Below are 25195 nucleotides of genomic sequence, written 5' to 3'. Positions count from 1 at the left end.
CGGACGGGTGATCCAGCTCCGTCGACGGCCTCTACGGGAGGGCGAGCGCCTCCCGGATGAAGGCGATCTGGTCCGACGCGACTGCCTGGCGCGTCCGCGGGTCGGTGTAGAAGGAGAAGTGCGTACCCGGATAGACCTTGAGCCGCCCGCGCGGGGCGCGCTCGGCGAGCTGGCTGCTCAGCTCCTGCGGCGTCTCCGCGTCGTCGGCGGCGAGGCAGACCAGCAGTGGCACGGTCAGCCGCGCCGCCGCGTCCGCCGGGCGGCAACGCATCATCCGCAGGGTCGCGCGGGGTGCCACCTGGTTGCGCCACAGCGAGTCCCCGCCGGCCAGTGTGCTGATGTGCTCCTTGGCCTCCGCCGCGTTGGTGATCGCGATCTCGCCCGGTTCACCGACGAGTGGGATGTAGTGCGGCGTCAGGCCGAGCCTGCCCCGTAGCGCGTCCCGCAGGATGGCGGCCGTGAGCCGCAGGCTCTGCGCCGTCGACCGGCCCTCGACGCGGCGCGGGAACCCGTTGAACGGGATCTGCGCCACCACTGCGGCGATCCGCGGGTCGTCGGCCGCCACGGTGATCGCGTGGGCGCCGCCGAGGGAGTTGCCCCACAGGACGACCCGGTCGGCGTCGACCGCACTGTCGGCCCGGGCACAGGCCACCGCCGCGCGCACATCGGCGAGCTGGCCGTCGATGTCGACGACCTGCCGCGGATCGCCGTCGCTCCGCCCGAAGCTGCCGTAGTCGAACACCATCGCCGCGAGCCCGGCGGCGGCGAAGACCTCGGCCCAGCCGGACAGCCGGTCCGCGGTGCTGCCGAAGCCGGCGCACATCACGACGCACGGCGCCGGATGCGATCCCTCCGGCCGGTACAGGCGGCCGGCTCGCCGGCCACCGTTGCTCGCAAAGGACACGTCGACAGCAGTAACCTGACCCACGGTCAGAATGATAGCAACTTTACTTACCGGCGGTAGGGAGCGGCGTGACGAGGCAGCGGATCCTGGCGGTCGCGGCGGCCCTGTTCGCCGAGCGCGGATACCGGGCCACCTCCATGCAGGAGATCGCCGACCGGGTCGGCATCACGAAGGCCGCGCTCTACTACCATTTCGCCGCCAAGGAGGACGTGCTCCACGAGCTGACCGGCCCGGTGCTCGACGAACTGGAGCAGGCGCTGAACGAGGCGGAGGCCGCCGGCGACCCGGAGACGGTGCGCTGGCGTGCGATCGAGGCGTTCCTCGACGTGCACCTGCGCCACCGGGACACGCTGCTCATGCTGGTCCGCGACATGACGCTGCTCGTGCAGGCGCCGGTCGCCGACCGCTTCCGGGCCGCGATCGCCCTGGCCAACACGCTCGTCAGCGGCCCCCGGCCGGCGCTCGCCCAGCGCGTACGCGCGGCTCAGGTGGTCGCCGGGCTCGCCGATCCTGTGGTGCTGTTCCGGGACGTGCCACCTGCCCGGCTGCGGCGGCTGATCCTCGACGGCGTCCGCACGCTGCTGGCGGCGGAGGACCCGGCCGCGGGCGGCGTTCCCGAGCCGGGTACGCCCCGCCGGGCCGGCGGCCGGCCGGCGGCGTTGACGGCCGCGGACGCGCAGGAGGTACGCCGCCTGCGGGAGACCGACCGGCTCGGCGTCGACGAGCTGGCCGATCGATACGACGTCTCGCGCGCCACGATCTACCGGGTTCTCAAAACTCGGTAGGTTTTCGCGACACAGGTTTTGAGACAGCGCCACCTGCCCGTGCCGCCGCCAGGAGAATGCCGTTGAGGCCCTGCTCGAACAGCACGTCGTCGTCCCATCGGTCGCCGTCGAGATGGCCGGAGGCGTCGAGAGTCGGATAGGCGCCGGCGTTCGCGGCGACATGGGCGCGGGCCGCGGCTCTCGCGTCGGGGTCCGCGAACCGGTGCCAGGTGGCTTCGGTGAGCGCGGCGCCGATGACGTAGTTGGCCACCATTCGCGTGGCCACCGCGAGCTGAAGTCCGCTACAGCCGCCGCGCACCAGCGCCGACTGCAGGAACTCGGTACGGGCCAGGACGTTCGGTCCGAGCATCGGACGCCCGACCAGCCCCGGTGCCCAGGGATGGTCCAGCATGGCGCCGCGCCATCCTCGGACGAGGACGCGGATGTCCGCCAGCCAGTCGTCGCTCACGTCCGGAACGGGCACGTCGCCGAAGATCCGGTCGACGGCCAGGTCCAGGACGTCGTCCTTCGTCCTCACGTGCCAGTACAACGCGGTCGCCGTCACGTCGAGACGCTGGGCGAGGCAGCGCATCGTCAGTCCTTCGATGCTCTGCTCGTCCAGCACGGTCACCGCTGTGTCCACGATGCGGCCGAGAGTCAGCGGCGGTTTACGTCGCGCGCGCGAGGGTTCCGCACGCAGCCATATCGGCGGTGGGACGCGGCTGTCCCGCCCGGCTGAGGTTGTCGTCGGCGCACCCGGCTCCGCGGTGGTCATGCAGCCGACTCTATGTCATTGGACAGGCAACTTAACATCGGTAAGCTGATCGAACGGAGGAAGCTGGACCGTGACGGTCGGCTAGGAGATCACCCATGCCTGTGCTGCGAGTCCACCTCGACAGCGACCGGAGCACCGCCCGTCGCGTCCTGCAACTGCACCAGGAGGGCAAGATCCACCACGAGTCGCGGGAGGCGGCTCGGGAACAGGTGTGGCGCCGGGGCCACACCCCGGCCGGTGACCCGACCTTCGTCGGCATCACGAACGGCCGGCGCCACGTGCAACTGCTCTACGACGTCGAGGTCTACTCCGACACGGTCCTCTGAGCACCTTCCAGGCTCGTGCCACCTCGCCGCCCATGAATGCCGACGGCCGACTGGCACGCACCTGACAGCGACATCCGGCGCGCATCCGTACGCTTCTGGCGGAGGTGATCCGCTGTGGTGAACCAGCTGGAGATCCTCACCCGGGCCGCGGACGGCCTCGCCGAGGTGCTCGACGACGCCCGCCTGACAGTGGACGACCCCGACTACTGGGGCTCCGAGTGGTTCGAGTTCTGGCGGGGCAATCCCCTGCTTCCGACATGCGTCATGGTCGACTTCCTCGGCAACGTGCTGCACGTGCGCCGGGACGCGACCACATCCGCCGACGAGCGGCTCACCATCACGTACCTTCCCTCGTGGTTCGCCGCGGCCCTCGACGCCGTGCCGGCCCGGGCGCTCGCGCGGCTGCGCTCCGGTCCGGGCGCCGAGACCGTCGTCGCGCAGGTCAGTGACCGCGACCTGGCGGTGCCGCTGCGGATCGAGGCGCGGGTCGAGCACGCCACCGCCACCCGTATCGAGCTGTTCCCCGCGGGCGTGGCGCCACCGCCCGGGATCAGCGTCCGCCGCGCGGTCCCGCCGCAGATCAGCTACGACGCGCGGCCGTCGCAGGGCGCCCTGACCATGCGCGACGGGGCCGATCCGCAACTGCTGGCCGACGGGTCGCCGGAGGGGTACGCGGGCATCAAACGGGTCCACTGGATCGCCCCGTCGCTGCGGATCTCGGCGGCGCCGGGGGTCCGGATCGTGCCGGCGGAACTGTTCCCGGCCGTCGACACCCAGTTCGACCCGCTGTCGCTCGACCTCACCTCGGGTGGCGTGGCCGCGTTGGCGTCCTCGCCGTTCTGGGGGTGGTTCGTCATGGACGCCGCCCGCCGCCAGGACGACACGACCCGCGCCCGGTCGCCGGCTGTGGTGACCAGCCAGCAGGCGCTGGACCTGCAGATCGAGCGTTTCCAGAACGTCGAGGCGCTCCCGCCGCCGGGCGCGCCGAGGCGGCGCAGCGGGGCACCCGAGGCGGAGTTGTCCGCCGGCGAGTGGACGGCCGGCCCGCGGATCGAGGAGATCACCCGGCCGGACGGCGTCGACCTGCTGTTCCTCACCCCGGAGGCGGCACTCGACCTGAACCGGGCCCGCGGCGACCCGATCGCCGCACTGGCCGCCGAGGTCGCCCCGTACGTCGCCGGCGTCCGGGGCGCGCTGCCGCCGAACCCGGCGGTGCCGGTGCACATCCGGGTCGATCCGCAGAGCCCGGACGACAGGTTCGCCTACTCGGTGACCTACCTGGACGGCGGCGAGCCGGTGGACCGGCCCTGGCTGGCGGGCCGCACCGGGAGACGGTTCCGGCTGAGCGTGATCCGCACCCCGGGGGTTTCGGTACGTGCCGGGCTGTTCTTCGGCTCGGAGGGGTCGGCACAGATCGGCGAGGTGGTCGACTTCCGCGAGCAGGAGGTGGCGGACCTCGCCGCGGTTCCGGTCGCGATCGTGGACCACGGCGCGACGCTGCGCGCGGGATCGCTGCCCCCGCGCGCGGTGACACCCACCGAGATCGCCGACCTCACCGTCACGGCGATCGGGCTGCTTCCCTGGCCACCCGCGCAGGTGGTGGCGGACCTCAACGACTACGCCACGATTCTGCGGTACCTGTACGACGGCAAGGACCTCCTCGGCCGCGACATGACCCGCCTCGACCTCGCGCTGACCTGTGGCGGCGTACTCCTGCCCGAGGTGCTCGAAGTCGTCGCGCGCAAGGTCGCCCACCTGGTCACCGCCGGCGACTCCCCGGCGCGCCGCCTCGCTGCCGCGTTCGCGGCCGTCGAACCGGCCGGGCTGGCGGCGGCGACGGAGGCGGTCGCCCGGGAGGTCGCGCCGTGAGAGTCGAGGAGCTCGCCACCGTCGTCCGGCGCGGGCTGCACCGGGATCTCAGCGAGGCGCTGATGCACCCGGTCCTCGCGCACAGCCTCGACCAGGTCGGTGCGGTGTTCACCCGCAACGGTCACGACGCGCTCGTCGACTTCCACCGCTTCCTGTACGAGCCGTTCGAGCGGGCCAGGCGCGCCGAGCCGAGCCGGTACCTGACGTTCCGGGAGTTCCTGCTCGACGACCCCGCCGCCCGGGAGGCCCTGGAACGCATCGTCGGCCCGGACTACTTCATCCTCGCCACCGAGCAGTCCGGCCGGCGGTACTTCGACGCCCGTACGCGGCTGCTGCGGTCGCTGCGCTACGACCAGCCGGCGGTCGCGCAGTGGCTCGCCTGGGGGCAGTGGGGGCGCGACCCGGTGACCGTCGACGTCTTCGCGGACATGCCGGGGTTGCTGCCGGTGGACTTCCCGCAACGCAAGCGGATCATCCGGGGGCCGCACGCCGGCAGCGAGCGCTGGGGCTACCCGGATTGGGAGACCGGGCGGACCCGGCTGTTCCAGAACCTGGCGTACGCCGAGCTGGCGCACCGGCTTCCCGACACCGCGATCCCGCTCGACCTCAACGGGCCGGCGCTGCTCACCGCGCTGCGGCTGCCGCACGATCCGACGCCACGCCCGTTCCGCGGCATGGGCGTGCTGGCGATGAGCGACCTGCAGGTGGCGCAGTTGCTGGTCGAGGGCCGCTCGCCCGCGTACCGGTCGATGCTCGTGGCGCCCGGCGCGACCCCGCCGACGGGTTTCCTCGTCTCCCACGGGTCGGGTGGGCGGGCCGCCCGGGACGCCCGCTGGGAACTCGCGGGCCGGCTGAACGAGCCGGGCCTCCTCACCTCCAGCGAGGCGCGGTTCGAGGGACTGGTCCAGCAGCATCCGGACGCGGCCGACACGGCCCGGCCGGTGATCGGGAATCCGGACCATCCCGTCACCACGCTGAGCAACGCCGAGCTGGTCGCGGTCGCCCTGTACCGGCACGGCTGCCCCACGATCGCGGTCCAGGCGTTCGAGGTCGAGCACCGGCGGGTCCAGCGCATGGTGTACCAGTTGGAGCGCCTCTTCCGGCGGCTGGACCAGGTCGTGGACGCCGACCTGCTCCGGCACATGTGCGGCCTGTGCGACCCGCACAACCTGCGGGTGCTGACCCCGGAGGGGCACGCCGCCGAGGACTTCTTCGCCGCGTTCTCCGGCTACCTCCCGGACGCCCGGCGCGGCCTGCAGCCGGCGCGGGGAAACCGGTGGGTGCCCAACCGGGCGCGCGCCGCCGCGTTGTTCGGCCCGCCGCCGCCGTCGCCGGCCCCGCTGGCCGGGCTGAACCGGCGCGACCTCGTCGAGCCGCGCACCTTCCGGCTCGACTACGACTCGCATCGCGACATCACTCGCGCCATGAACGGGTTCTTCGGCTTCTCGCCGTACTACCTGGAACCGGTGGCGAACCTGTTCCGCGACGCCGGCGTCCGGCGAGCGCTCGGCGACCTGTTCGGGGAGTCGGACGGCGACGAGAGCATCGCCGTCTACAACGGCTTCGCCGGCTGCCTGAACGCCGCCATGCGGGCGTACGGAATGGATCCCGACCTCATGCCCCCGCTACTGACAGACGGGAGTTGGCGATGACCGACACCACGCCGCAGGCCCTGTTCCGCTTCGTCGCGGTGCGCCGGCCCGCACCGGCCGAGCCCGTACTGCCTCCGCCGTCCGTGGAGGTTCTGCTGCGCGCGTTCGACTACACCGACGCGCTGCTGCCCGTGGCCGCGCAGGCGATCCGGGAGCGCGACCGCGAGACCGCCGCAGGGCTGGCGCGCGGCCTGCTCACCGACCTGCCGTCACCGCTCGCGGTAGCGGCCCAGCGGCTGCGTGAGGTACGGCGCCGCGCCGCCGTCGACGAGACGCTCAGCCTGGGTGACCTGCGGCCCGCACCGGACGACGGCCCGCACCGCGAGGCGCTTGCCGACGTGGCCCGGCGGGCGACGAGCGTGATCGTGCTGAACCGGTGGCTCGGCGCGGCCGGTTCCCCGGCCACCACCCGGGCCACCGCCCTGCTCCGCGGCGCCACGGTGCTCCGCCTGGCGGCGCTGCCGCTCGACGGCGGTTACCGGGTGCGGCACCTCGTACGCGGTCAGACCCTCCGGTTGCCGGCCCTGCCGCCGTCCGCCCAGGGCGGTCCCGACGAGAGGATCGCCACGACGCCCACGCCGACGCCGACACCCACGCCTTACCCGGTGCCGGTGCCGCTTCCCCCTCCCGCGCTGCCGGTGTTCGAGGCGCGGGCCCGCGTGCTCGGCCGCGGTGACCTGATGGTGGTACGGACCGAGCACCTGCGCTACGACCTCGGCGAGATCGCCTACATCGAGAACGTGCTGCGGTCCGAGGTGCGCGGCCGGACCACAGTCGTCGACACGACCACGGGTCAGAAGGTCGTCGAGACGACCGACCTGTCCAGCGAGACCAGCCGGGAGCTGACCACCGCCGAGCGGTTCGCGCTCCAGGAGGCGGCGAGCACGACGAACACGGCCACCACCAGTCTCTCGGCGGGGGTGAGCGTGTCCGGCGGGTTCGGCCCGGTCAGCGTCGGGGTCGACGTGAACGCCAGCAACTCCACGAGCACCACACAGAGCAACAGCTCCTCCTCCACGTACGGCAAGGACGTCACCGACCGGGCCACCGAGAGCATGCGCAGCCAGGCGTCCACGCGGACCGTCACCACGAGCCGGACCCAGGTCACCGAGACCAACAAGCACGATTTCGACAACCGGGAGGGCACCGACCACGTCCGTGGCGTCTACCGGTGGCTGAACAAGGTCGACCGCGCGCAGGTCTACAACTACGGCGAGCGGCTGCTGCTGGAGTTCGTGGTGCCGGAGCCGGCCGCGCAGCACGTCCACCTCGCCGGGGCGGCCGCGTCGGCGAACGAGCCGGTGGCTCCGCGCGCGCTGGACTTCGGTCCCGAGGACGTCACCGAGAACACCTTCGTCGCGCTCGGCCGGCGCTACGACGCCACCGGGCTGCAACGGCCCCCGGACAAGGTCGTGACCGTACCGGCGACGTTCACCTTCGCCCCGTCGATGACGACGGAGCCCGTCCATTACGACCCCGAGACGGCTCCGCCGGCGATGCTCGCCAACGGGGTCACCACGTCGCAGGTCACCATCCCCGACGGGTACGCGGCCGGCAGAGTGACGGTGTCGGTGGTGTACGGCGGGCAACTGGCAGTCGGCGAAAAGCCGGATCCGGACGACGTGCCCGCGTCGACGTTCAAGCAGGCTCCGGTCAACGTCGCCGTCGGCGGCCGGCGGATCTCGATAGTGGCCGGGGACGCCGCGGAGTCCCACACCGTCGAGCTGGAGCAGCAGCTGACCGGACATCTGCCGGTGGCGATCGGATCGCAGCAGGTGAACGGGCAGGCGATCGCGGTGCGGGTGATCGCCTACCGCACCCCTGAGGCGTTCAAGGCGTGGCAGCAGTCCACGTTCGACCTCATCCAGCAGGCGTTCCTGTCCCTGCAGTCCGCCTACGACACCGCCGTGTCGGTGGCGCAGGTGCGGCAGGGCTACGCCGTGAGCGCGCCGCCGGAGGTCAACCGGGCGATCGAGGTCCGCGAACTCACACGCGGCTGCCAGACCATCCTCACCGGGCAGGACTTCGACCAGTTCGGTTCGCTTGACAGCCCGCCGGACGAGCCGCCCCGGATCGACCTCGACGAGTCGTGGGCCGAGGCCGACGCGATCGCGTTCTTCTCCGACGTCTTCGACTGGTCGCTCATGACGTACCTGTTCTACCCGTACCAGTGGGCCGGCCGGCACCGCTGGGCCGAACTCACCGCGCGCACCAGCACCGACCCGTTGTACGAGGCGTTCCTGCAAGCGGGCGCCGCGCGGGTGGTCGTGCCGGTACGGGAGGGCTTCGAACGCTCCGCCGTCCGCTACCTGCAGACCGGCAAGGTCCCCGCCTGGGGGCCGAAGCCGTGGCGCGGTGAGCCGACCAGGTACCCGATGGTCGACGACCTCATCGCGGACGCCAACGACCGGCCCGACGGTGAGGTCGCTGTCGACGAGCCGTGGGAGGTGGTCTCCCCCACCTCCCTCGTCCATCTGCAGGAGGACGCCGAGCTGAACCCGGCCGTCCCCGGGTAGTGGCCGGGGAGGGCCCTGTCGACGGCTGATCGGCCCATCGGCTGGCCCCTGAAATCGGATGCGTGGCCCGGTCCATGATCAGCAGAATGAGGGCGTCCACCGGCAATGGGAGGTGATCGGCATGCCAGAGAGGCGTTAGTCCCGCGCATGTGCGCGGGCGGCCGGAAGGCGGTCGTCACATGGCCCGTACCGACATCCACCGACCCGAGCGGGTGCAGCAGCGGGATCCGTATCTGCGCCGCTGGTTCACCGACATCCACCGACACCACTTGGGCGCCTGCGACCTGGCCGAGTTCCTCGCCTCGCCCGACTGGATCCGCACCCGTTGCTACCGTGAGGTGACGGCGCAGGCTCCCAACCTCTGCGGCTGCCGGCTCTGCACCTTTCAGGCGTACCGCAGGCTCGGCCGCCGCCAGGAACGCGTCGCCTGGCGTTCGGTCCGCCGTCGGCTGCTCGCCGAGCACCGGGGCGGCGAGCACGATCTCGACGTGCCCCCGATCCGCGGCAAGGCCTGGTAGCCGTGCGCCGGATCAGCGATGAGTTCGCCTGTCCCGGCCGGTCTGAGCTGGTGCATCCGATCGGATGCGCGGACCGGCCGACCGTCAGGAGGACGAGAGCCATGAGCGTTGTCGACACCACTCCCCCGCCCGTCGCCCGTGGACTGCACCGCACGCTGTGGGTGCTCCAGGGCTTTCTCGGCGTCTTCTTCATAGTCGCCTCGGCCGGTCCCAAGCTGTTCGGCGAGGCGAACGCTGTGCAGTCCTTCGAGGACATGGGCACCGCGCCCTGGTTCCGCTACCTCGTCGGGCTGGCGCTGCTCATGATCGGCGCCGCCGTCACCCAGGCGTTCATCCTCGACGGCGGCGCGCTGGTCCTCACACCGGTGGTGCTGTTCGTGCTGTTCGTGTTCATCGCCTGGGGCCGCCGCGACTCGATCGGCCGTCTCCTCAGGCGATAGCGCAGGGGGTGCGTCCGGCGGCCGGTCAGGGCGTCCAGCGCACCCCCGGGTTCACCCGCCCGAACCAGTCGAAGACGGCCATGTTGTCCCACCCGTTTCCGGTGCCGTTGATGTTCGCCGGGTCCCAGCCGTTGCCAGGGACGGCGTACCAGGTGGGTTCCCAGTAGAAGACCCCGATCGCGCCGGCGTTGCGGGCGGTGTTCTGCACCCAGTCGAACTCCTGGGCCTGCCCGGCCCACGTCGCGCTGATGCCGTCGCAGGTGGCGTCGCCGATGACGTTCGGCTGGCCGTCCGCGTCGTCCCGGGTGAAGGGGTACGCGGTCTCCACGATCACCACCGGCTTCCCGTAGCGGTTCCGCAGGTCGACGATGTTGTTGTAGAGGTTCGCCAGGCTGCCGTGCCACATGCAGTAGTACGACAGGGCCGTCATGTCCCACTGCACGCCCTGGGCGCGGATGCCGTCGTAGAACCACCGGGCGTTGGCGTTGCTGTCCGCGTTCGCGGTGTGGATCATCACGGGGATGCCGCGGCCGCACGCCTTCACCGCGTTGTAGCCCTGCTTCAGCAGGCCGGCCAGCGGGGCGAAGTCGTTGTTGACGACCTTCCCCTCGTTCCACAGCATCCCGACGTTGATCTCGTTACCGATCTGCACGCTGTCCGGCAGGGTGCCCTGCCCCCGCAGGGCGGCGCAGACGTCGTACGTGAAGGCGTACACGTCGTTGCGCAGCTGACTGAGGCTGTGCCCGGCCCAGGCGGCCGGCTTGTACTGCTTGCCGGGATCGGCCCAGGTGTCGGAGTAGTGGAAGTCGATGAGGACCTTGAGGCCCTTCGCCCTGGCCGCGCTCGCCTGGGCCAGTACCCTGCTCTTGTTGTTGTAGCCGCTGGCCGGGTTGTTCCAGACGCGCAACCGGACGTAGTTGGCGCCGGCGGACCTGAGGATGTCCAGCGGGTCACGGGCGACCCCGCCCGCGTCGTAGTACTTCGCCCCCAGGTCCAGGCTGCGCTGCAACGACGAGACGTCGGCGCCCCGCATGCTGAGCGTGTTCGCGGCGGAGACGGGCGCCGGCGTACCCCCGAACGTGGTGGTGACGGCGAGGACGACGGCCGTGACGGCCCCGGCCAGGGTCCGGCGGCGGCGGTGGGGTGTGCTCACAGGGCTCCCTCTCGGGTCGGGTTGCGGGCCGCGCTCAGCCCACGGTGCAGGGAGCGCCGTTCAGCGAGAACCCGGTCGGCGGCGCGTCGCTGGCGCCCCACCGCCCCTGGAAGCCGAAGGTCGCGGATCCGTTCGGCGCGATGACGCGGTTCCAGTCGACGTTGCGGGCGGTCACTGTGGCGCCGGTCTGCCCGACCGTGGCGTTCCACGCGTTGGTGATCTGCTGGTCGCCGGGGAAGCCCCACGTGACGATCCAGCCGTCGACCGGCGCCGTCCCGGTGTTCTGGACCGTCACCGTGGCCACGAAGCCGCCGGCCCACTCGGACTGGTTCCGGTAGGTCACCCGGCAGGTCGAGGGCGGCGGGGGCGGCGGAGTGGTCGTCGTGGGCACGGTGACCGTGTTGGAGGCGATCGACACGTTGCCGACGGCGTCCCGGGCCCGCACGTAGTACAGGGTGCGCAGCGGCGTCTCCGGGGGCAGCGCGGCCGTGTACGTCGTGCCCGGCACGGTGGCGACGAGCGTCGAGGTGTACCAGCCGTCGAACCGGTAGACGTTGTACCCGAGCAAACCGACGTTGTCCGTCGACGGCGCCCAGGACAGCGTGGCGGTCGAGGCGGTCACCTCGCCGACTGTCAGGTTCTGCGGTGCGCTCGGCGGGGTGGTGTCCGGGCCGGTGTCCGTCACCGGGGTGACCACCGTCAGCGGGTCGGTGGAGGGCGAACGGCGGCCGTCGCCGTCGCGGGCCGAGACCCGGAACGAGTACTGCCGGCCCGGCTGGATGGAGGTGGTGATCGTGGCGGTGGTGACGTCGCCGAGGCTGACGCCGTACACCACGTCGTCGAACGCCTGGTAGTAGGTGATGTCGTACCCGACGACGGGGCAGCAGCCGCGCGTGGCGGCCGTCCAGGTGAGGGTGACCGACGTGGTCCGTACCTGGGTGGCGGTCAGGTTCGTGGGCGCGCTCGGCGGGAACGGCGTGGTGCTGGGCGGGTCGGGCGTCCTGGGCGTCGACGTGGGCGGCGCCACGGTCCCGGTCGGATCCGCGACGGGCACCGCGGCGCCGCCGGGAGCCGGCGCGGCAGCGGGGTACGCGGTGCCGGCGTCGGCGTCGGCCGACGGTACGGCGCTCAGCGCGGTGGCGAGCACCGCTGCCGACAGCACGACGGCGGCCAGCAGACCCGGCCGGAGTCGGCGGAACGACGAGGACGACGAGACGGCTGCCATACGCCGACGATGCCGCCGATACATCGATGATCGCCAACGTATCCCACGACTCGGTCGGCGCGGCGGCCCGGCAACCCGTCGCGGGGCGCGACCTCTGCCTCATTCGTCGTTTTACGCCGCCTATCTGCGTAATCAGCAACAATCGGAAATACAGGGTGAGCCGCTGTGGAACGGCCACCGCACGCACGACTGGACGGGAAGCGGCGATGGCCACCTTCGAGTACCGCTGCCAGCAGGACGGCAGCTTCGATGTCGTACTGCCGGTCGGCACCGCGGGACCGTCGACGAGCTGCCCCCGGTGCGGGTTCCCGGCGACACGGGTGTTCTCCGCGCCACGGCTGGCCCGCATGCCGGCGGCGCTGCGCGAGGCCATCGACCGGACCGAGCGCAGCGCGGAACAGCCGGAGGTGGTCGGGCGGGTACCCGGCGGTCGCCCGGCACGCCGCTCGACGAACCCGGCCCACGCCCGTCTGCCCCGCTGGTGACCACGAGAAGGGCTCAACGCTGTGCCTGAACTGCTGTTCTCCCTCGACTCCGCCAAGAGGTTCACCGACCAGGAGAAGGTCGGGCACAACCGCTGGCATCCCGACATCCCGCCCGTGGCGACGGTACGGCCCGGACAGTCGTTCCGCGTCCACTGCCGCGAGTGGTTCGACGGCGCGATCCACAACGACGACTCCGCCGAGGACATCCGGGACGCTCCGCTGACCCGGGTCCACGCGCTCAGCGGCCCGTTCGCGGTCGAGGGCGCCGAGCCGGGCGACCTGCTCATGGTCGACATCCTCGACATGGGCCCCATCCCGCAGGAGTCAGGTCCGCTGGCCGGCCAGGGCTGGGGTTACACGGGCATCTTCCCCACCGGCAACGGCGGCGGCTTTCTCACCGAGCAGTTCCCCGACGCGTACAAGGCGGTCTGGGACTTCTCCGGCCGCAAGGCCACCTCCCGGCACATCCCCGGAGTCTCGTTCACCGGGATCGCCCACCCAGGGCTGATGGGCACCGCCCCGTCCGCGTCGCTGCTGGCCACGTGGAACCGGCGCGAGGGTGCGCTGATCGCCACCGCGCCCGACCGGGTGCCGCCCCTGGCCCTGCCCCCCGAGCCGCAGGACGCGATCCTCGGCCGCCTCACCGGCGCCGACTTCGACCGGGTAGCCGCGGAGGCGGCGCGGACCGCTCCGCCCCGGGAGAACGGCGGGAACCAGGACATCAAGAATTTCACAGTCGGCAGCCGGGTCTTCTACCCCGTGTACGTGCCGGGAGCCAACCTGTCCCTCGGCGACCTGCACTTCTCCCAGGGCGACGGGGAAATCACCTTCTGCGGCGCGATCGAGATGGGCGGCTTCGTCGACCTGCACGTGGACCTGATCAAGAACGGCATGCAGACGTACGGCGTCGCCGAGAACGCGATCTTCATCCCGGGCGACACCCCGCCGCAGTTCTCCCGGTGGCTGGCCTTCTCCGGGATCTCCGTCACCCTCGACGGCGAACAGCGGTACCTCGACTCGCAGCTGGCCTACCAGCGCGCCTGCCTGCACGCCATCGACTACCTGACCCGCTTCGGCTACCAGCCGGAACAGGCGTACCTGCTGCTCGGTGCCGCACCGATCGAGGGCCGGCTCTCCGGCGTGGTGGACATCCCCAACTCCTGCGCGACGGTCTACCTGCCCACCGAGATCTTCGACTTCGACATCCGCCCCTCGGCCTCCGGTCCGACCCGGATCGATCCGGGCAGCGGCGCCCCGAAGGCCACCATGAGCTGAGCAGGTGACCGCGCCACCGTTTTCGGCAGGACCGGGCTGATCACGGGACGGGTGGGCGCCGGAAGCTCCTCGCCGCGCGGGGCGCGGGGATGTCGGCGGTACGCCGCATCGCGGCGGCGCGACCCGGCGTGTAGCCGTACTCCCTGGCGAAGGCGGAGATGAACGCGGACGGGCTGGCGTACCCGATGCGGCGGGCGACCTCGCCGACCGGCCGGGTCTCCAGCAGCGCCAGCGACGCACGCAGGCGCAGCTTCGTGCGCCACTGCGAGTACGACATGCCGAACTCGCGGTCGAAGTCACGTTGCAGCGTCTTGACGCTGACGTGCAGGCGGTCCGCCCACTCGGCGAGCCCTGTCGTGTCACCCGGGTCTCGGGCCAGGGCCGTGGCGACCGCCAGCGCGACGCCCGTACCGCCGGCCTGCCGGTCGTCGGGGTCGGATCGGGCGGCGAGCCCGGCCATGATGCGGCTGCGGGCGGCGAGGGCGTCGCGTTCGTCGTAGCCGGCGGTGGTGAGCGCGAGGACGAGCCGAGCGGCCTCGGCGTCGATGGTGGCGACGCCGGCCCCCAGCCCGTCGAGGGCACCGGGCACCTCGCGCAGGCAGATCCGGTAGACCGTCTGCCGGTCCGCCGCGTGCACCTCGTGGGTCACGGCCCGGTGCACCCAGAAGACCTCGTCCGGCCCGAGGAAGGTGGTGTGCCGACCGTGGCGGGCGGAGAGCAGACCGTCGGGTGACCAGTAGAGCTGGTGCAGGAAGTCCTCCCGGTTCTCGGCGAACGCCAGCCGGGTCACCGACCGGTAGCGCAGGAGGAGGATGCCGTCGGGGCGGCCGAGGCCGTAGCCGAACTCCTCGCAGCTGACCGGATCCGCCGTGATCGGGCCGGTGACCATCACGCTCTGACCTCTCCCCGACATCGGTTGACCTCTCGGCGACATTCCGCCCACAGAAGTAAGGCTAGCCTAAGCTCTGCAGCCCAGCAGGGCTGCACCTCTGTGTTGAGACCCCGAAGGAACTGGCAGATGTCCGTACGACAGCACTGGCGCGTGATCGCCGCCGCCGCGGTGACGCTCACCGTGGTCACCGGTTGCGGATCCGACGGCGGCGACTCCGCCGCGAAGTCCGGCGACGCCGCGACCCGCGTCTTCGCCGCCGACAACGGCGAGATCACGATCCCGGTCGCCCCCCAGCGGGTCGTCGCCACCGGCTACGCGGTGCCGGTCCTGATCGAGGCGGACGCCGCACTGGTGGGGATCTCGAGCTGGAAGCGCGGCCTGGCGCTGATGGCCGAGCAGGACCGGGCCACCTACGAACGGCTGCCGAAGGTCGCCGGCGAGGCGGCTGCCGAGACCAACTACGAGGCCGTCGCCGCCGCCAAGCCGGACCTCATCGTGATCGGGGTGCCGAAGCCGGCTCTCGGCAGCATCGACATGAAGCGGCTGGAGAGCATCGCGCCGGTCGTCGCGATCGGCCCCACCACGCCCGCCGCCTGGCGCGAGCTGTCCCGCCGGCAGTCCGACGCCGCCGGTCGCGGCACGAACTTCCAGGCGGCCAAGGAGGCGTACGAGAAGAGGGCCGCGGAACTGAAGGACAAGTACGGCGCCGCCCTCGCGGGCCTGAAGTTCGGGCACGTGGGCAGCTACGGCGAGATCGCCAAGGGCACCTTCCACCGGGAGTTCGCCGGCTCGTGGGGCACCAACATCGCCCAGGACGCGGGCGTGACCTACTACGGCGAGGTCAAGGAGAAGGGCGGTGGCGGGCTCGACGTCACCGAGTACCCGGCGATCGAGGAACTGCCGACGAGCCTCGGCGAGGCCGACGCCATCACGTACACGGTGCAGCCCGACGGCACCCCCGCCGAGGCGGTGAAGCAGGTGCTCGACTCCGCGCTGTGGAAAAACCTGCCCGCGGTCAAGGCCGGCCGGGTGTTCCCGTTGCAGTACACGGAAGCGGCGACGTACGAGTCGGCCCTCCGGACGCTCGACTCCGTCGACAAGGCATTCGCGCCGCTGTTGGCCCGATGACAGTCGACCGTCACGACCCGGCCGGCCGGGTCGTTGCCCACCACCGCGCGGGCAGTGGCACGGTCCGGATCGGCTACCCGATCGGCGTACGCGAGGTCCGGGTCGTCGCCCGGCGGCGGCTGACCCCGCGCATGGTGCGGCTGACCCTCGGCGGCCCGGCCCTCGCCGGCTTCCACACCTACCAGGCGGACGACCACGTCAAGCTCGTCTTCCCGGATCCGGACGGCACCCGGCGCGATCCCGTCCCGGACGGGCGGGGCATGCTCGACTGGCCCCGCCCGCTGCCGACCACCCGCAAGTACACGGTGCGCCGCTACGATCCCGCCGCCTGCGAAATCGACCTGGACTTCGTGCTGCACGACGGCGGTGTCGCGTCGGCGTGGGCGGACACGGCGGCGGTGGGCGACGGGGTGACGATCGCGGGCCCGCCCGGCGCGAAGGCGTTCCCGCACAGCTACGACCACTACGTCTTCGCCGTCGACGCCACCGCCCTGCCGGCCGTCGCCAGATGGCTGGAGGAGTCCCCGGCCGACGTGTCGGCGCACGTGGTCGCCGAGGTCGACGACCCGGCCGAACGGGAATACCCGCTCGCGCACCGCGACGGGGTGGCGGTGACGTGGCTGGTGCGCGCGGCCACCGGGTCCACGCTCGCGCAGCAGGTGAGGTCGCTGCGCCTGCCGGCCGGGCGGGCGTTCCTCTTCGCGGCCGGCGAGGCGAACGACATCAGGCCGCTACGCGCCTGGAGCGCCGGCCGCCTCGACTCACTGATCACCGGGTACTGGAAGCGCGGAGTCGCCGGGCTTGAAGACTGACCTGCCCCGCCGGGCGGCGTTCCTGCTCGTGTCCGCCGCGCTGCTCGTCGTCGCGGCGGGCGCGAGCATGGCCGTGGGCGCGCGACCGGTCGCGCCGGTCGAGGTGTGGCGCGCGCTCACCGACTTCGCGGCCACGACCGACCACCTCGTCGTACGCGACATCCGGCTGCCCCGCACGATCCTCGGCGTCTGCGTCGGCGCCGCCCTCGGCGCGGCCGGGGTGCTGATCCAGACGCTCACCCGCAACCCGCTGGCCGAGCCCGGCATCCTCGGCGTGACAGCCGGGGCCGGCTTCGCCATCAACCTGGGCGTGCTGGCGGGCGTCGCCGGGTCGCAGGCCGGGCAGCTCGTGCTCGCGGTGGCCGGCTCCGCGCTCGCCGCCGTCGCCGTCTACGCCGTCGGGCGGACCTCACCCCTGCGGCTGGTCCTCGCCGGAGTCGCGCTGAGCTGGGTGCTGATGGGCGTCTCGCTCGGGCTGCGGCTGGGCTTCCCGGACGTCTTCGACAGGTACCGGTTCTGGTCGGTCGGGGCGCTGGCCGGCGCCGAGCAGACGCCGCTGGTGCTGCCGGTGCTGGTGACAGTCGCCGCCCTGGCCGCCGCGATGGCCGCGACCCGGCCGTTGAACGCGCTCGCCCTCGGCGAGGACGTCGCCCACTCGCTCGGCGCCCACGTGACCCGGACCCGGGTCACCGTCCTGGTGCTCGTCACGCTGCTCACCGGCGTCGCCACCGCGGTCGCCGGCCCGATCGCGTTCGTCGGGCTGATGGTTCCGCACCTGGCGCGGCGGCTGGCCGTCGACTCGATCCCGTGGATCATGGCGTACTCGATGCTGCTCGGGCCGATCCTGCTGCTCGTCGCGGACGTCGGCTCGCGGGTCCTGCTGCCCACTGGCGAGGTTCCGGTGTCGATCGTCACCGCGTTCCTGGGCGCTCCGGTGCTGATCTGGGCGGTCCGCCGCTACGGGGCGGCGGCGCTGTGAGCACTGTGCGGCTGCGGGCGGGACGGCTCGCGATCGAGGTCGAACGGCGCTCGGCCGCCGTCTCGGCCGGGCTCGTCGCGGCCGCGGCGGCCCTCGCGCTGGTGACGCTGAGCCACGGGCCGGAGTGGGCGACACCGGCCGAGGTGTTCGACGCCCTGTTCCGGGGCGGCGACGCGGCCTTCGTGATCCGGGAGTGGCGACTCCCCCGGGTGGCCGCCGCGCTGGTCTTCGGCGCCGCGCTGGGTCTGGCCGGAGCGGTCTTCCAGAACCTGACCCGCAACGCGCTGGGCAGCCCCGACGTGATCGGTCTCGACGCGGGCGCGTACACCGGCGCGCTCGCCGCGATCACCGTGCTGAACGGCACCGCCGGGCAGCTCGCCGCCGGGTCGGTGGCGGGCGGGCTGCTCGCCGCCGCGCTCATCTACCTGCTGTCGCTGGACTCCGGGCTCAGCGGCGTCCGGCTGGTCGTCATCGGCATCGCGGTCAACGCCATGCTGACCGCGCTCAACTCCTGGATCGTGCTGCGGGCCGAGATCGACGTGGCGCTCGCCGCGACCGGGTGGAACGCCGGCTCGCTCAACGGCGTCGACTGGTCCGAGGTGCGGCTCCCGTTCGCCGTCATCGGCCTGTTCGTCCTGCTGCTCGTCGTGATCTCGCACGCCATGCACCAGGCGGCGCTGGGCGACGAGATCGCACGCACCACCGGCGTACGCCTGGGCCGGCTCCGCCTGCTGCTGGTCCTGGCCGGCGTGGGCTGCACCGCGACAGTGACAGCGGTGGCCGGGCCGGTCGTGTTCATCGCGCTCGCGGCGCCCCAGATCGGCCGGCGGCTCGCGCGGGCCGCGGGCGTACCCCTGGTGCCGGCGGCGCTGACCGGCGCGGTGCTGCTGCTCGCCGCGGACCTCGTCGCGCAACTGCTGCTCGCGCCGGTCGCGTTGCCGGTCGGCGTGGTCACCACGGCGATCGGCGGCTGCTATCTCATCTGGCTGCTCGGCATGGAGGTGAAACGACGGTGACCAGCCGTCTGACCGCGGAAGACGTCACGCTCGGCTACGGCGAGCGGGTGGTGTCGACGCGGGTGAGCCTGGCCGTGCCGGACGGCGCGTTCACGGCGATCGTCGGCCCCAACGCCTGCGGGAAGTCGACGCTGCTGAAGGCGTTCGTCCGGCTGCTCACACCGGCGTCGGGCGCGGTACGCCTCGACGGCCGGGACGTCGCCGAGCACCGGCCGAAGCCGTTCGCCCGCCAGGTCGGCTTCCTGCCCCAGGGCCTCGTCGCGCCGGAGAACATCATCGTGCGGCGGCTCGTCGCCCGGGGCCGCTACCCGCACCAGTCCCTGCTCGGCGGCGCAGGCGGGGCCGCCGACGAGGAGGCCGTCCGGTCGGCCATGGCGGTTGCCGGCGTCACCGACCTGGCCGAGCGGCCCGTGGAGGAACTCTCCGGCGGGCAGCGGCAACGGGTCTGGATCGCCATGGTGCTGGCGCAGGAGACGCCGTACCTGCTGCTCGACGAGCCCACCACGTTCCTGGACATCACGCACCAGTACGAGCTGCTGGCGCTGTTCGCCCGGCTGCGCGACGAGGGACGGACCGTCGTGGCCGTGCTGCACGACATCAACCAGGCGTGCCGGTTCGCCGATCACATCGTGGCGATGAAGGCCGGCCGCGTCGTCGCGCAGGGCCCGCCGGCCGACGTGGTGGACGCGGACCTCATGCGGGAGGTCTTCGGCCTGCCCAGCGTGGTGATGCCGAACCCGGTCACCGGCACCCCGATGGTGGTGCCGACCGTGTAGCAGGAAGCCCGCGTCGGTATGCCAGAGTCGACGTGAGCCGGTTGAGCGGCTCGGAAGAACCGGTACGACGAGAGGACGGACACCCTGATGCAGAAGTCATCCCTGACCGCGCTGGCCCGCGAGCAGTTGGAGCGCGCGCACACCTCCTCCAGCGGCCGCAGCAGCTCCACCGTCTACGGCGGTCACGAGCACAAGCTCCGCCAGACGGTGATCGCGCTGACCGCCGGCCAGATGCTCAGCGAGCACGAGAACCCCGGCGAGGCCACCGTCCACGTCCTGCGCGGCCGGGTCCGGCTCGGCGCCGGCGAGACGTCCTGGGACGGCGCACCCGGCGATCTGCTGATCGTGCCGGACCGCCGGCACACGTTGGAGGCGCTCGAAGACTCCGCGGTGCTGCTCACCGTCGCCAAGCGCTGACGGCCCCGGATCCCGGGGCCTTCATCCGACGGCCGCCAGGAAGTCCGAGTAGAACAGGCCCAGGCCGGCCGCGACGCAGACGCCTGCCACGATCCAGAACCGGACCACGATGGTGGACTCGCTCCACCCGGCCAACTCGAAGTGGTGGTGCAACGGCACCATCCGGAAGACCCGTCGGCCGGTGGTCCGGTACGAGACGATCTGGATCACCCAGGTCGTCGTGATGATGACGAAGAGCCCGCCGATCAGGATCGAGAGCAGCGTGGTGCGGGTCACCACCGCGAGCCCGCCGATCAGGCCGCCGAGCCCGAGCGCGCCCACGTCACCCATGAAGATCCGCGCCGGGGAGGTGTTCCACCAGAGGAAGCCCACGCAGGCGCCGGCCGCCGCCGCCGCGATCATGGCGATCTCCAGGGGATCGCGGACCTGGTAGCAGTACTCGTTCACGCGGGCGTACCCGTCGTCGGCGCACCAGTGCCGGTACTGCCAGAAGCCGATCAGCGAGTACGCGCCGAGCACCAGGATCGACGCGCCGGTGGCGAGACCGTCGAGGCCGTCGGTGAGGTTCACGCCGTTCGACATCGCCGTGATCACGAAGACGAAGACCAGGACCGCGCCGACCTTGCCGACGTCCAGCCAGCTGATGTCGCGGATGAGCGAGATGTGCTCGCTGGCCACCGTCTGCCCGTTCGTGCTGGGCACGTACAGCGCGGCCATGCCGAACCCGCCGCCGACGAGCGCCTGGCCGATCAGCTTGCCCTTGGCGGACAGCCCGTCGGAGTTGCGCCGGCGCACCTTGAGGAAGTCGTCGAAGAAGCCGACCGCGCCGCAGAAGACGAACAACCCGAGCAGCACCAGGGCCGTCATGGTCGGCCCCTCCTGCGCGATCTGCCGCTCGGGCAGGGTGGTCAGGGCGAGGTGCCCGGCGACGTACGCGAGGACCGTCGCCACGATGAAGACGACGCCGCCCATCGTGGGCGTGCCCTTCTTGCCCTCGTTGCTGGCGAGCCCGATGGACCGGATCGGCTGACCGGCCTTGAGCGCGCTGAAGACGCGGATCGCCACCGGCGTACCGAACAGGGCGATGAGGAACGCGACGGCGGCCGCGACGATGATCGCCCTCACGGGCGGACCCCGGGCTTGCGGACCTGCGCCTGACGAACCGATCCGGGCCCGCCGCGCGGACGGCCTGTCGCGAAGTCATCGATCACGACACGTGAGCTTGCCATCCGGCGGCGCACGGAGCAGCCCCTGACCCTCGCCGCGCCGTACTTCGCGACCCGCCGACGCTGGCGCGCACGCCGTAGCGTCGACGGCATGACGACGGTTGTGGTGTCGCTCGCGGTGGCCCTGGTGGTGGTAGCCGCGCTCGTGTTCTTCGTGACCCGGCGGGACCGGGCGAGGCGCTCGCCGGACGAGGACTCGGCTGCGGTCCGCCAGGCCGCGACCGACCGGAGCAGGCATGACGCGCAGCGCCACGCCGCGTCGGGCATCGCGGACCGGCACCGCAATCCGCCGAGCACGTAGGCCGGGGTGTTCCGCGGTGGCGCGGTCCTGAGCACCACGCCCGGCCGTCGTGCTCACCGCTCCGGGGTCAGGTAACCGCGGGAGAACGCCGCCGCCACGGCCGCCGCCCGGTCGTTGACGCCGACTTTCGCGTACGCGTGCAGCAGGTGCGTCTTGACAGTCGCCTCGCTGATGAACAACTGCCTCGCCGCCTCGCGGTTGGTCGAGCCTCGGGCGACCAGCTCAAGGACCTCCAGCTCCCGCTGCGACAGCGGCTCCGAGGCCGGTTGCCGCATCTGCCGCATGAGCCGCGTCGCGACCGCTGGGGACAGCGCCGCCTGCCCCTGCGCGGCCGCCTCCACCGCGCGGAACAACTCCTCGCTCGGCGCGTCCTTGAGCAGGTAGCCGGTGGCGCCGGCCTCGATGGCGGGCAGCACGTCGCTGTCCGTGTCGTACGTGGTCAGCACCAGCACGCGGGCCGGCACCCCTCGTCTCGCCAGCTCCCGGATGGCGGTGACACCGTCGACGCGCGGCATCCGCAGGTCCATGAGGATCACGTCCGGCCGGAGCGCCTCCCCCGCGACGATCGCCTCCGCACCGTCACCCGCCTCGCCGAGCACCTCGAAGCGCGGGTCGGCGCTGAACATGCCGCGTAGCCCGTTGCGTACCACGGGGTGGTCGTCGACGATCAACAGGGAGATCACGATCAGGCTCCGGCGGGGATGGCCGGCACGGTCGCCGAGATCGCCGTGCCGCCGCCGGGTTCCGACTCGATGTCCAGCCGCCCGGCGAGTCGCTGCACCCGCTGCCGCATGCCGGCGAGCCCGAAACCCCCGTCCCCGGCGCCGTCGGCGCGCCTGGCGCCGAGCTCGAAACCCACCCCGTCGTCGCGTACGTCGAGCGTCACCAGATCCTCCATGTACGACAGGGTCAGCCCGACCCGGCTGGCGCGGGCGTGCTTGGCCACGTTGGCGAGCGCCTCCTGCGCGGCCCGCAGCAGCGTCACTTCGACGTCGGCGTGCATCGGCCGCGGGTCGCCGGTGGTGGTCAGCACCGCGTCGATGCGGTGCACCTGCGACCAGCGCCGGGTCACGTCGCTTATCGCCTCCGGCAGTCGGGCCTCGGCGAGCACGTCCGGCTGCACCGCGTGCACCGTCCGGCGGGCCTCGGTGAGGCTGTCGCGGGCCAGGTTCCTGGCGTTGTCCACGTGCCGGCGCCACGCCTCGGCCCGGTCGGCGTGCTGCTCGGCGGCCTGGAGCTGGGTGAGGATGCCGGCGAGTCCCTGGGCGAGCGTGTCGTGGATCTCCCGGGCCATCCGCTGCCGCTCGTCCTGCACGCCCGCCTCGCGGGCCTGCACGAGCAGTTGGGCGTGCAGGCCGGCGTTCTCCGTGAGCGCCGCCTCCAGCTTGACGTTCGCCTCGTGCAACTCGGTGAGCGCCCGCTTCTGCCTGTGGTTGCGCCGGTCGTCCAGTTCGGCGAAGCGGAAGAACGCCGCGGCCAGCACGATGATGACCAGGGACAGGACCAGCCACTCGTCCACTGTGGCGCCGGACAGGCCGCCGGTGGACGACGCGGCCTGGATCACCGCCGTGGCGGCGACCCCGGCGTACCGCCAGGCGCCCTTGAGGAACAGGAACGCGTGGACGTAGCCGATGAAGGTGAAGATGCCGTACCAGGGGGCGAGCGCCACCACGCTCGCCCCGAGCACGATCAGTCCCACGTAGTACAGGCCCGTCAGCGAACCGCTGTGCCGCCAGCGCGGGTGCGCGTGGAACCCGGCCGTCCAGAGCGCGAGCGCGGCAGTGAGCCCGAGCACCACCGGGAGGTTCAGCGACACGTCCCAGAACGGCAGCACCAGCGTGATGAGCGTGCAGAGCGACAGGAGGGCGTACGGCAGGACGGCGAAGAACACCTTCTCGTTGCGCTCCCAGCGGTCGAACTCCGCCCGTAGCTCGGCCTCGATGCTCACGACCTACTCCCAGCGGAAGTACCGCGCGGCCAGCCCTCCGGCCACGATCGTCCACCCCAGCATCACGGCCACGGGCAGCATCTGCGGCCACTGACCGGCGGTGGCGTCCTGCAATGATTGCACGCCCGCGCCGAGCGGGGTGAAGTCGCTGATCGCCCGCAGCACGCCGGGCATGCTGTCGCGCGGGAGCCACAGGCCGGCGAAGAACACGACCGGGAAGAAGAGTACGGTCCCGACCGCCCCGGCACTCTTGCCGCTGGGCGCGAGCGCGGCGACGAGCAGCCCGATCGCGAACATCGTCACCGCGGCCAACACGTAACTCGCCAGGTACGCCGGCACGTGCCGGGGCAGCCGTACGCCGAACGCCAGCCGGCCGATTGCGAGCGCGACCAGCATCGTCACCACGGACAGGGCGGTGGACATCAGCAACTGCGCGCCGAGCATCGCCTCCGGCCGGACCGGCGTGGTCCGCATCCGTCGCAGCACACCCTTCTCCCGGTAGGTGGCGAGGAGCTGGCACAGGCTGTTGAGCGCGAACATGGCGAGGCCCAGCGCGACGATGATCGGCACGTACAGGTCGATCGTCCGCAACCCGCCGAGGTCCGCGTCGGGCTCCCGGAACGCGGGGATCGCGCCGAAGATGACGAGCAGCAGCGGCGGGAACCCGAGCGCGAAGAAGACGATCATCGGCTCGCGGAAGAACAGTCTGGTCTCGGTGGCGGTGAGCCGGAACAGCGCGGACACGTTGTCTCCTCAGGCGTCGATCGGGCGGCCGGTGAGCGCGACGAACGCGTCGTCCAGCGAGGTCTGCTCGACCCGCAGATCGGCCGCGACGACCTGGTGGCGGGCGAGCACGGTGGTCACGGCGAGCAGCAGATTCCCCGTACCGGTCACCACGAGCTGGCTGCCGGCCCGCTCGACCGACGTGACCTCGGGCAACGCGGTGAGCAGGGCGTGGTCCAGCGGCGCGGAGGGCCGGAACCGGATCCGCTGCCGGTCGTCGACGCGCGCCACCAGCCCGGCCGGGGAGTCGAGCGCGACGAGGCGGCCGGCGTCGATCACGGCGAGCCGGTCGCAGAGCCGCTCCGCCTCCGCCATGAAGTGCGTGACCAGCAGGACCGTCACCCCCCGCTCGCGGACACCCTCGATGAGATCCCACGTGTCGCGCCGCGCCTGCGGGTCGAGGCCGGTGGTCAGCTCGTCGAGCACCGCCACCGTCGGGTCGCCGACCAGCGCCAGCGCGATCGACAGCCGCTGCTTCTGCCCGCCGGAGAGCCGCCGGAACTGCGTGCCGAGCTTGTCGGTCAGGCCCAGCGTGTCGACGAGCGCCCGCCAGTCGGCCGGCCGGCGGTAGAAGGAGCTGTACAGCTCCATCGCCTCGCCGACGGTCAGCTTGTCGGGCAGCTCGCTCGCCTGGAGCTGCGCGCCGAGCAGGTGCCGCAGCTCGCCGGTGTCGCGTTGCAGGTCGATGCCGCAGACCCGGACGGTGCCGCCGTCCGGGGTACGCAGCCCTTCGACGCACTCGACAGTGGTGGTCTTGCCGGCCCCGTTCGGGCCCAGGATGCCGAATATCTCGCCCTGCTCGACGGCGAAGCTGACGCCGTCCACAGCGGTGTGCCCGCCGTAGCGCTTGACGAGGCTGTCCACCTCGATGATTGCCATGGCAGAAGCGTGCCGTCCGGCGCCCGTACACCGAATCGACTGCGCGGCGAGGACCGTTGCGGAACGCGGTGGGTGCGGCGGTCAACCACCTGGTTGATGCCGGCGTCAGCCGGGCCCACCACCATGCCGCGACGAA

At 72.1% G+C, this 25195-nt stretch carries 26 protein-coding genes; 16 read left to right on the top strand and 10 right to left on the bottom strand.

All coding sequences use genetic code 11. The features are described from left to right. Positions 1-31: 31 nt before the first annotated feature. Complete coding sequence (locus tag FHU28_RS12505) at positions 32-928, bottom strand: alpha/beta hydrolase (RefSeq protein ID WP_184683825.1); 897 nt, start codon at positions 926-928, stop codon at positions 32-34. Positions 929-972: 44 nt separating this feature from the next. Here FHU28_RS12505 and FHU28_RS12500 point away from each other — a divergent pair, with 44 nt between their 5' ends. Continuing rightward, the gene (locus FHU28_RS12500; RefSeq protein WP_116509260.1) at positions 973-1689 is read left to right on the top strand and encodes a TetR family transcriptional regulator; all 717 of its coding nucleotides are present in this window, start codon (positions 973-975) and stop codon (positions 1687-1689) included. Here FHU28_RS12500 and FHU28_RS12495 read toward each other — a convergent pair. Further along, on the bottom strand, positions 1676-2443 hold the full coding sequence (locus FHU28_RS12495) for a TetR/AcrR family transcriptional regulator (RefSeq protein ID WP_184683823.1): 768 nt from the start codon (positions 2441-2443) through the stop codon (positions 1676-1678). The genes FHU28_RS12500 and FHU28_RS12495 overlap by 14 nt on opposite strands. A gap of 95 nt (positions 2444-2538) precedes the next feature. On the opposite strand from FHU28_RS12495, the gene FHU28_RS12490 reads away from it, so the two are divergent. From FHU28_RS12490 to FHU28_RS12465, 6 genes are all read left to right on the top strand, one after another. Beyond that, positions 2539-2769 (top strand): hypothetical protein, encoded by a 231-nt coding sequence (locus tag FHU28_RS12490; protein ID WP_116509256.1) that lies wholly within the window; start codon positions 2539-2541, stop codon positions 2767-2769. A 114-nt stretch (positions 2770-2883) separates the two neighbouring features. Continuing rightward, positions 2884-4638, top strand: coding sequence for a hypothetical protein (locus FHU28_RS12485; RefSeq protein WP_184683821.1), 1755 nt, complete (start codon positions 2884-2886; stop codon positions 4636-4638). Continuing rightward, complete coding sequence (locus tag FHU28_RS12480) at positions 4635-6290, top strand: hypothetical protein (protein ID WP_184683819.1); 1656 nt, start codon at positions 4635-4637, stop codon at positions 6288-6290. Before FHU28_RS12485 ends, FHU28_RS12480 begins: the two co-directional genes overlap by 4 nt. Then, complete coding sequence (locus tag FHU28_RS12475) at positions 6287-8806, top strand: hypothetical protein (RefSeq protein ID WP_116509250.1); 2520 nt, start codon at positions 6287-6289, stop codon at positions 8804-8806. The genes FHU28_RS12480 and FHU28_RS12475 overlap by 4 nt, the downstream gene beginning before the upstream one ends. A 179-nt stretch (positions 8807-8985) precedes the next feature. Further along, the gene (locus FHU28_RS12470) at positions 8986-9324 is read left to right on the top strand and encodes a hypothetical protein (RefSeq protein ID WP_116509248.1); all 339 of its coding nucleotides are present in this window, start codon (positions 8986-8988) and stop codon (positions 9322-9324) included. A 101-nt stretch (positions 9325-9425) separates the two neighbouring features. Next, positions 9426-9764, top strand: coding sequence for a DoxX family protein (locus FHU28_RS12465; RefSeq protein ID WP_116509246.1), 339 nt, complete (start codon positions 9426-9428; stop codon positions 9762-9764). A 25-nt stretch (positions 9765-9789) separates the two neighbouring features. Here the strand turns inward: FHU28_RS12465 and FHU28_RS12460 are convergent, their stop codons facing one another. Further along, positions 9790-10917, bottom strand: a complete 1128-nt coding sequence (locus FHU28_RS12460; protein ID WP_116509244.1) for a glycoside hydrolase family 53 protein — start codon at positions 10915-10917, stop codon at positions 9790-9792. Between the two features lie 34 nt (positions 10918-10951). Next, positions 10952-12142: a cellulose binding domain-containing protein gene (locus FHU28_RS12455; protein ID WP_184683817.1), complete on the bottom strand. Its 1191-nt coding sequence runs from the start codon at positions 12140-12142 to the stop codon at positions 10952-10954. Positions 12143-12348: 206 nt separating this feature from the next. Here FHU28_RS12455 and FHU28_RS12450 point away from each other — a divergent pair, with 206 nt between their 5' ends. Continuing rightward, entirely contained in the window at positions 12349-12627 is a 279-nt protein-coding gene (locus tag FHU28_RS12450) for an FmdB family zinc ribbon protein (protein WP_116509241.1), read from the top strand. Between the two features lie 21 nt (positions 12628-12648). Next, on the top strand, positions 12649-13902 hold the full coding sequence (gene fmdA / locus FHU28_RS12445; RefSeq protein ID WP_116509239.1) for a formamidase: 1254 nt from the start codon (positions 12649-12651) through the stop codon (positions 13900-13902). 40 nt (positions 13903-13942) lie between these two features. On the opposite strand, the gene FHU28_RS12440 is transcribed toward fmdA, so the two are convergent. Further along, positions 13943-14815: a helix-turn-helix domain-containing protein gene (locus tag FHU28_RS12440; RefSeq protein ID WP_116509237.1), complete on the bottom strand. Its 873-nt coding sequence runs from the start codon at positions 14813-14815 to the stop codon at positions 13943-13945. 105 nt (positions 14816-14920) lie between these two features. Between FHU28_RS12440 and FHU28_RS12435 the strand changes: the two genes are divergently transcribed. The 6 genes from FHU28_RS12435 (at position 14921) to FHU28_RS12410 (ending at position 19922) form a co-directional block, all read left to right on the top strand. Continuing rightward, on the top strand, positions 14921-15922 hold the full coding sequence (locus tag FHU28_RS12435; protein WP_116509235.1) for an ABC transporter substrate-binding protein: 1002 nt from the start codon (positions 14921-14923) through the stop codon (positions 15920-15922). Next, positions 15919-16734, top strand: coding sequence for a siderophore-interacting protein (locus tag FHU28_RS12430; protein ID WP_116509233.1), 816 nt, complete (start codon positions 15919-15921; stop codon positions 16732-16734). The genes FHU28_RS12435 and FHU28_RS12430 overlap by 4 nt, the downstream gene beginning before the upstream one ends. After that, positions 16724-17713, top strand: a complete 990-nt coding sequence (locus FHU28_RS12425) for a FecCD family ABC transporter permease (RefSeq protein ID WP_225980483.1) — start codon at positions 16724-16726, stop codon at positions 17711-17713. The genes FHU28_RS12430 and FHU28_RS12425 overlap by 11 nt, the downstream gene beginning before the upstream one ends. Beyond that, complete coding sequence (locus tag FHU28_RS12420) at positions 17710-18729, top strand: FecCD family ABC transporter permease (protein ID WP_184683815.1); 1020 nt, start codon at positions 17710-17712, stop codon at positions 18727-18729. Before FHU28_RS12425 ends, FHU28_RS12420 begins: the two co-directional genes overlap by 4 nt. After that, on the top strand, positions 18726-19505 hold the full coding sequence (locus tag FHU28_RS12415) for an ABC transporter ATP-binding protein (protein ID WP_184683813.1): 780 nt from the start codon (positions 18726-18728) through the stop codon (positions 19503-19505). Before FHU28_RS12420 ends, FHU28_RS12415 begins: the two co-directional genes overlap by 4 nt. Positions 19506-19592: 87 nt before the next feature. Next, positions 19593-19922 carry a cupin domain-containing protein gene (locus FHU28_RS12410; protein WP_116509229.1) on the top strand — a complete coding sequence of 110 codons (330 nt, stop codon included), beginning with the start codon at positions 19593-19595 and terminating at the stop codon, positions 19920-19922. Positions 19923-19943: 21 nt separating this feature from the next. Here FHU28_RS12410 and mraY read toward each other — a convergent pair whose 3' ends face one another. After that, the gene (mraY, locus tag FHU28_RS12405; protein WP_184683811.1) at positions 19944-21047 is read right to left on the bottom strand and encodes a phospho-N-acetylmuramoyl-pentapeptide-transferase; all 1104 of its coding nucleotides are present in this window, start codon (positions 21045-21047) and stop codon (positions 19944-19946) included. Positions 21048-21239: 192 nt separating this feature from the next. On the opposite strand from mraY, the gene FHU28_RS12400 reads away from it, so the two are divergent. Next, positions 21240-21449 carry a hypothetical protein gene (locus FHU28_RS12400; RefSeq protein WP_116509226.1) on the top strand — a complete coding sequence of 70 codons (210 nt, stop codon included), beginning with the start codon at positions 21240-21242 and terminating at the stop codon, positions 21447-21449. 53 nt (positions 21450-21502) lie between these two features. Here FHU28_RS12400 and FHU28_RS12395 read toward each other — a convergent pair whose 3' ends face one another. Genes FHU28_RS12395 through FHU28_RS12380 form a run of 4 tightly spaced genes read right to left on the bottom strand, consistent with a single transcriptional unit; the run spans position 21503 to position 25059 of the window. Next, the gene (locus tag FHU28_RS12395; protein WP_116509224.1) at positions 21503-22132 is read right to left on the bottom strand and encodes a response regulator; all 630 of its coding nucleotides are present in this window, start codon (positions 22130-22132) and stop codon (positions 21503-21505) included. Between the two features lie 2 nt (positions 22133-22134). Further along, on the bottom strand, positions 22135-23397 hold the full coding sequence (locus tag FHU28_RS12390; protein WP_184683809.1) for a sensor histidine kinase: 1263 nt from the start codon (positions 23395-23397) through the stop codon (positions 22135-22137). 3 nt (positions 23398-23400) lie between these two features. Continuing rightward, positions 23401-24141, bottom strand: coding sequence for an ABC transporter permease (locus tag FHU28_RS12385; RefSeq protein ID WP_073827262.1), 741 nt, complete (start codon positions 24139-24141; stop codon positions 23401-23403). A gap of 9 nt (positions 24142-24150) precedes the next feature. Beyond that, positions 24151-25059: an ABC transporter ATP-binding protein gene (locus FHU28_RS12380; protein ID WP_184683807.1), complete on the bottom strand. Its 909-nt coding sequence runs from the start codon at positions 25057-25059 to the stop codon at positions 24151-24153. Positions 25060-25195: the final 136 nt, after the last annotated feature.

Origin of the sequence: Micromonospora echinospora, assembly GCF_014203425.1 — a bacterium.
GTDB lineage: Bacteria > Actinomycetota > Actinomycetes > Mycobacteriales > Micromonosporaceae > Micromonospora > Micromonospora echinospora_A.
This window is presented reverse-complemented; position numbering and strand designations above follow the sequence as displayed.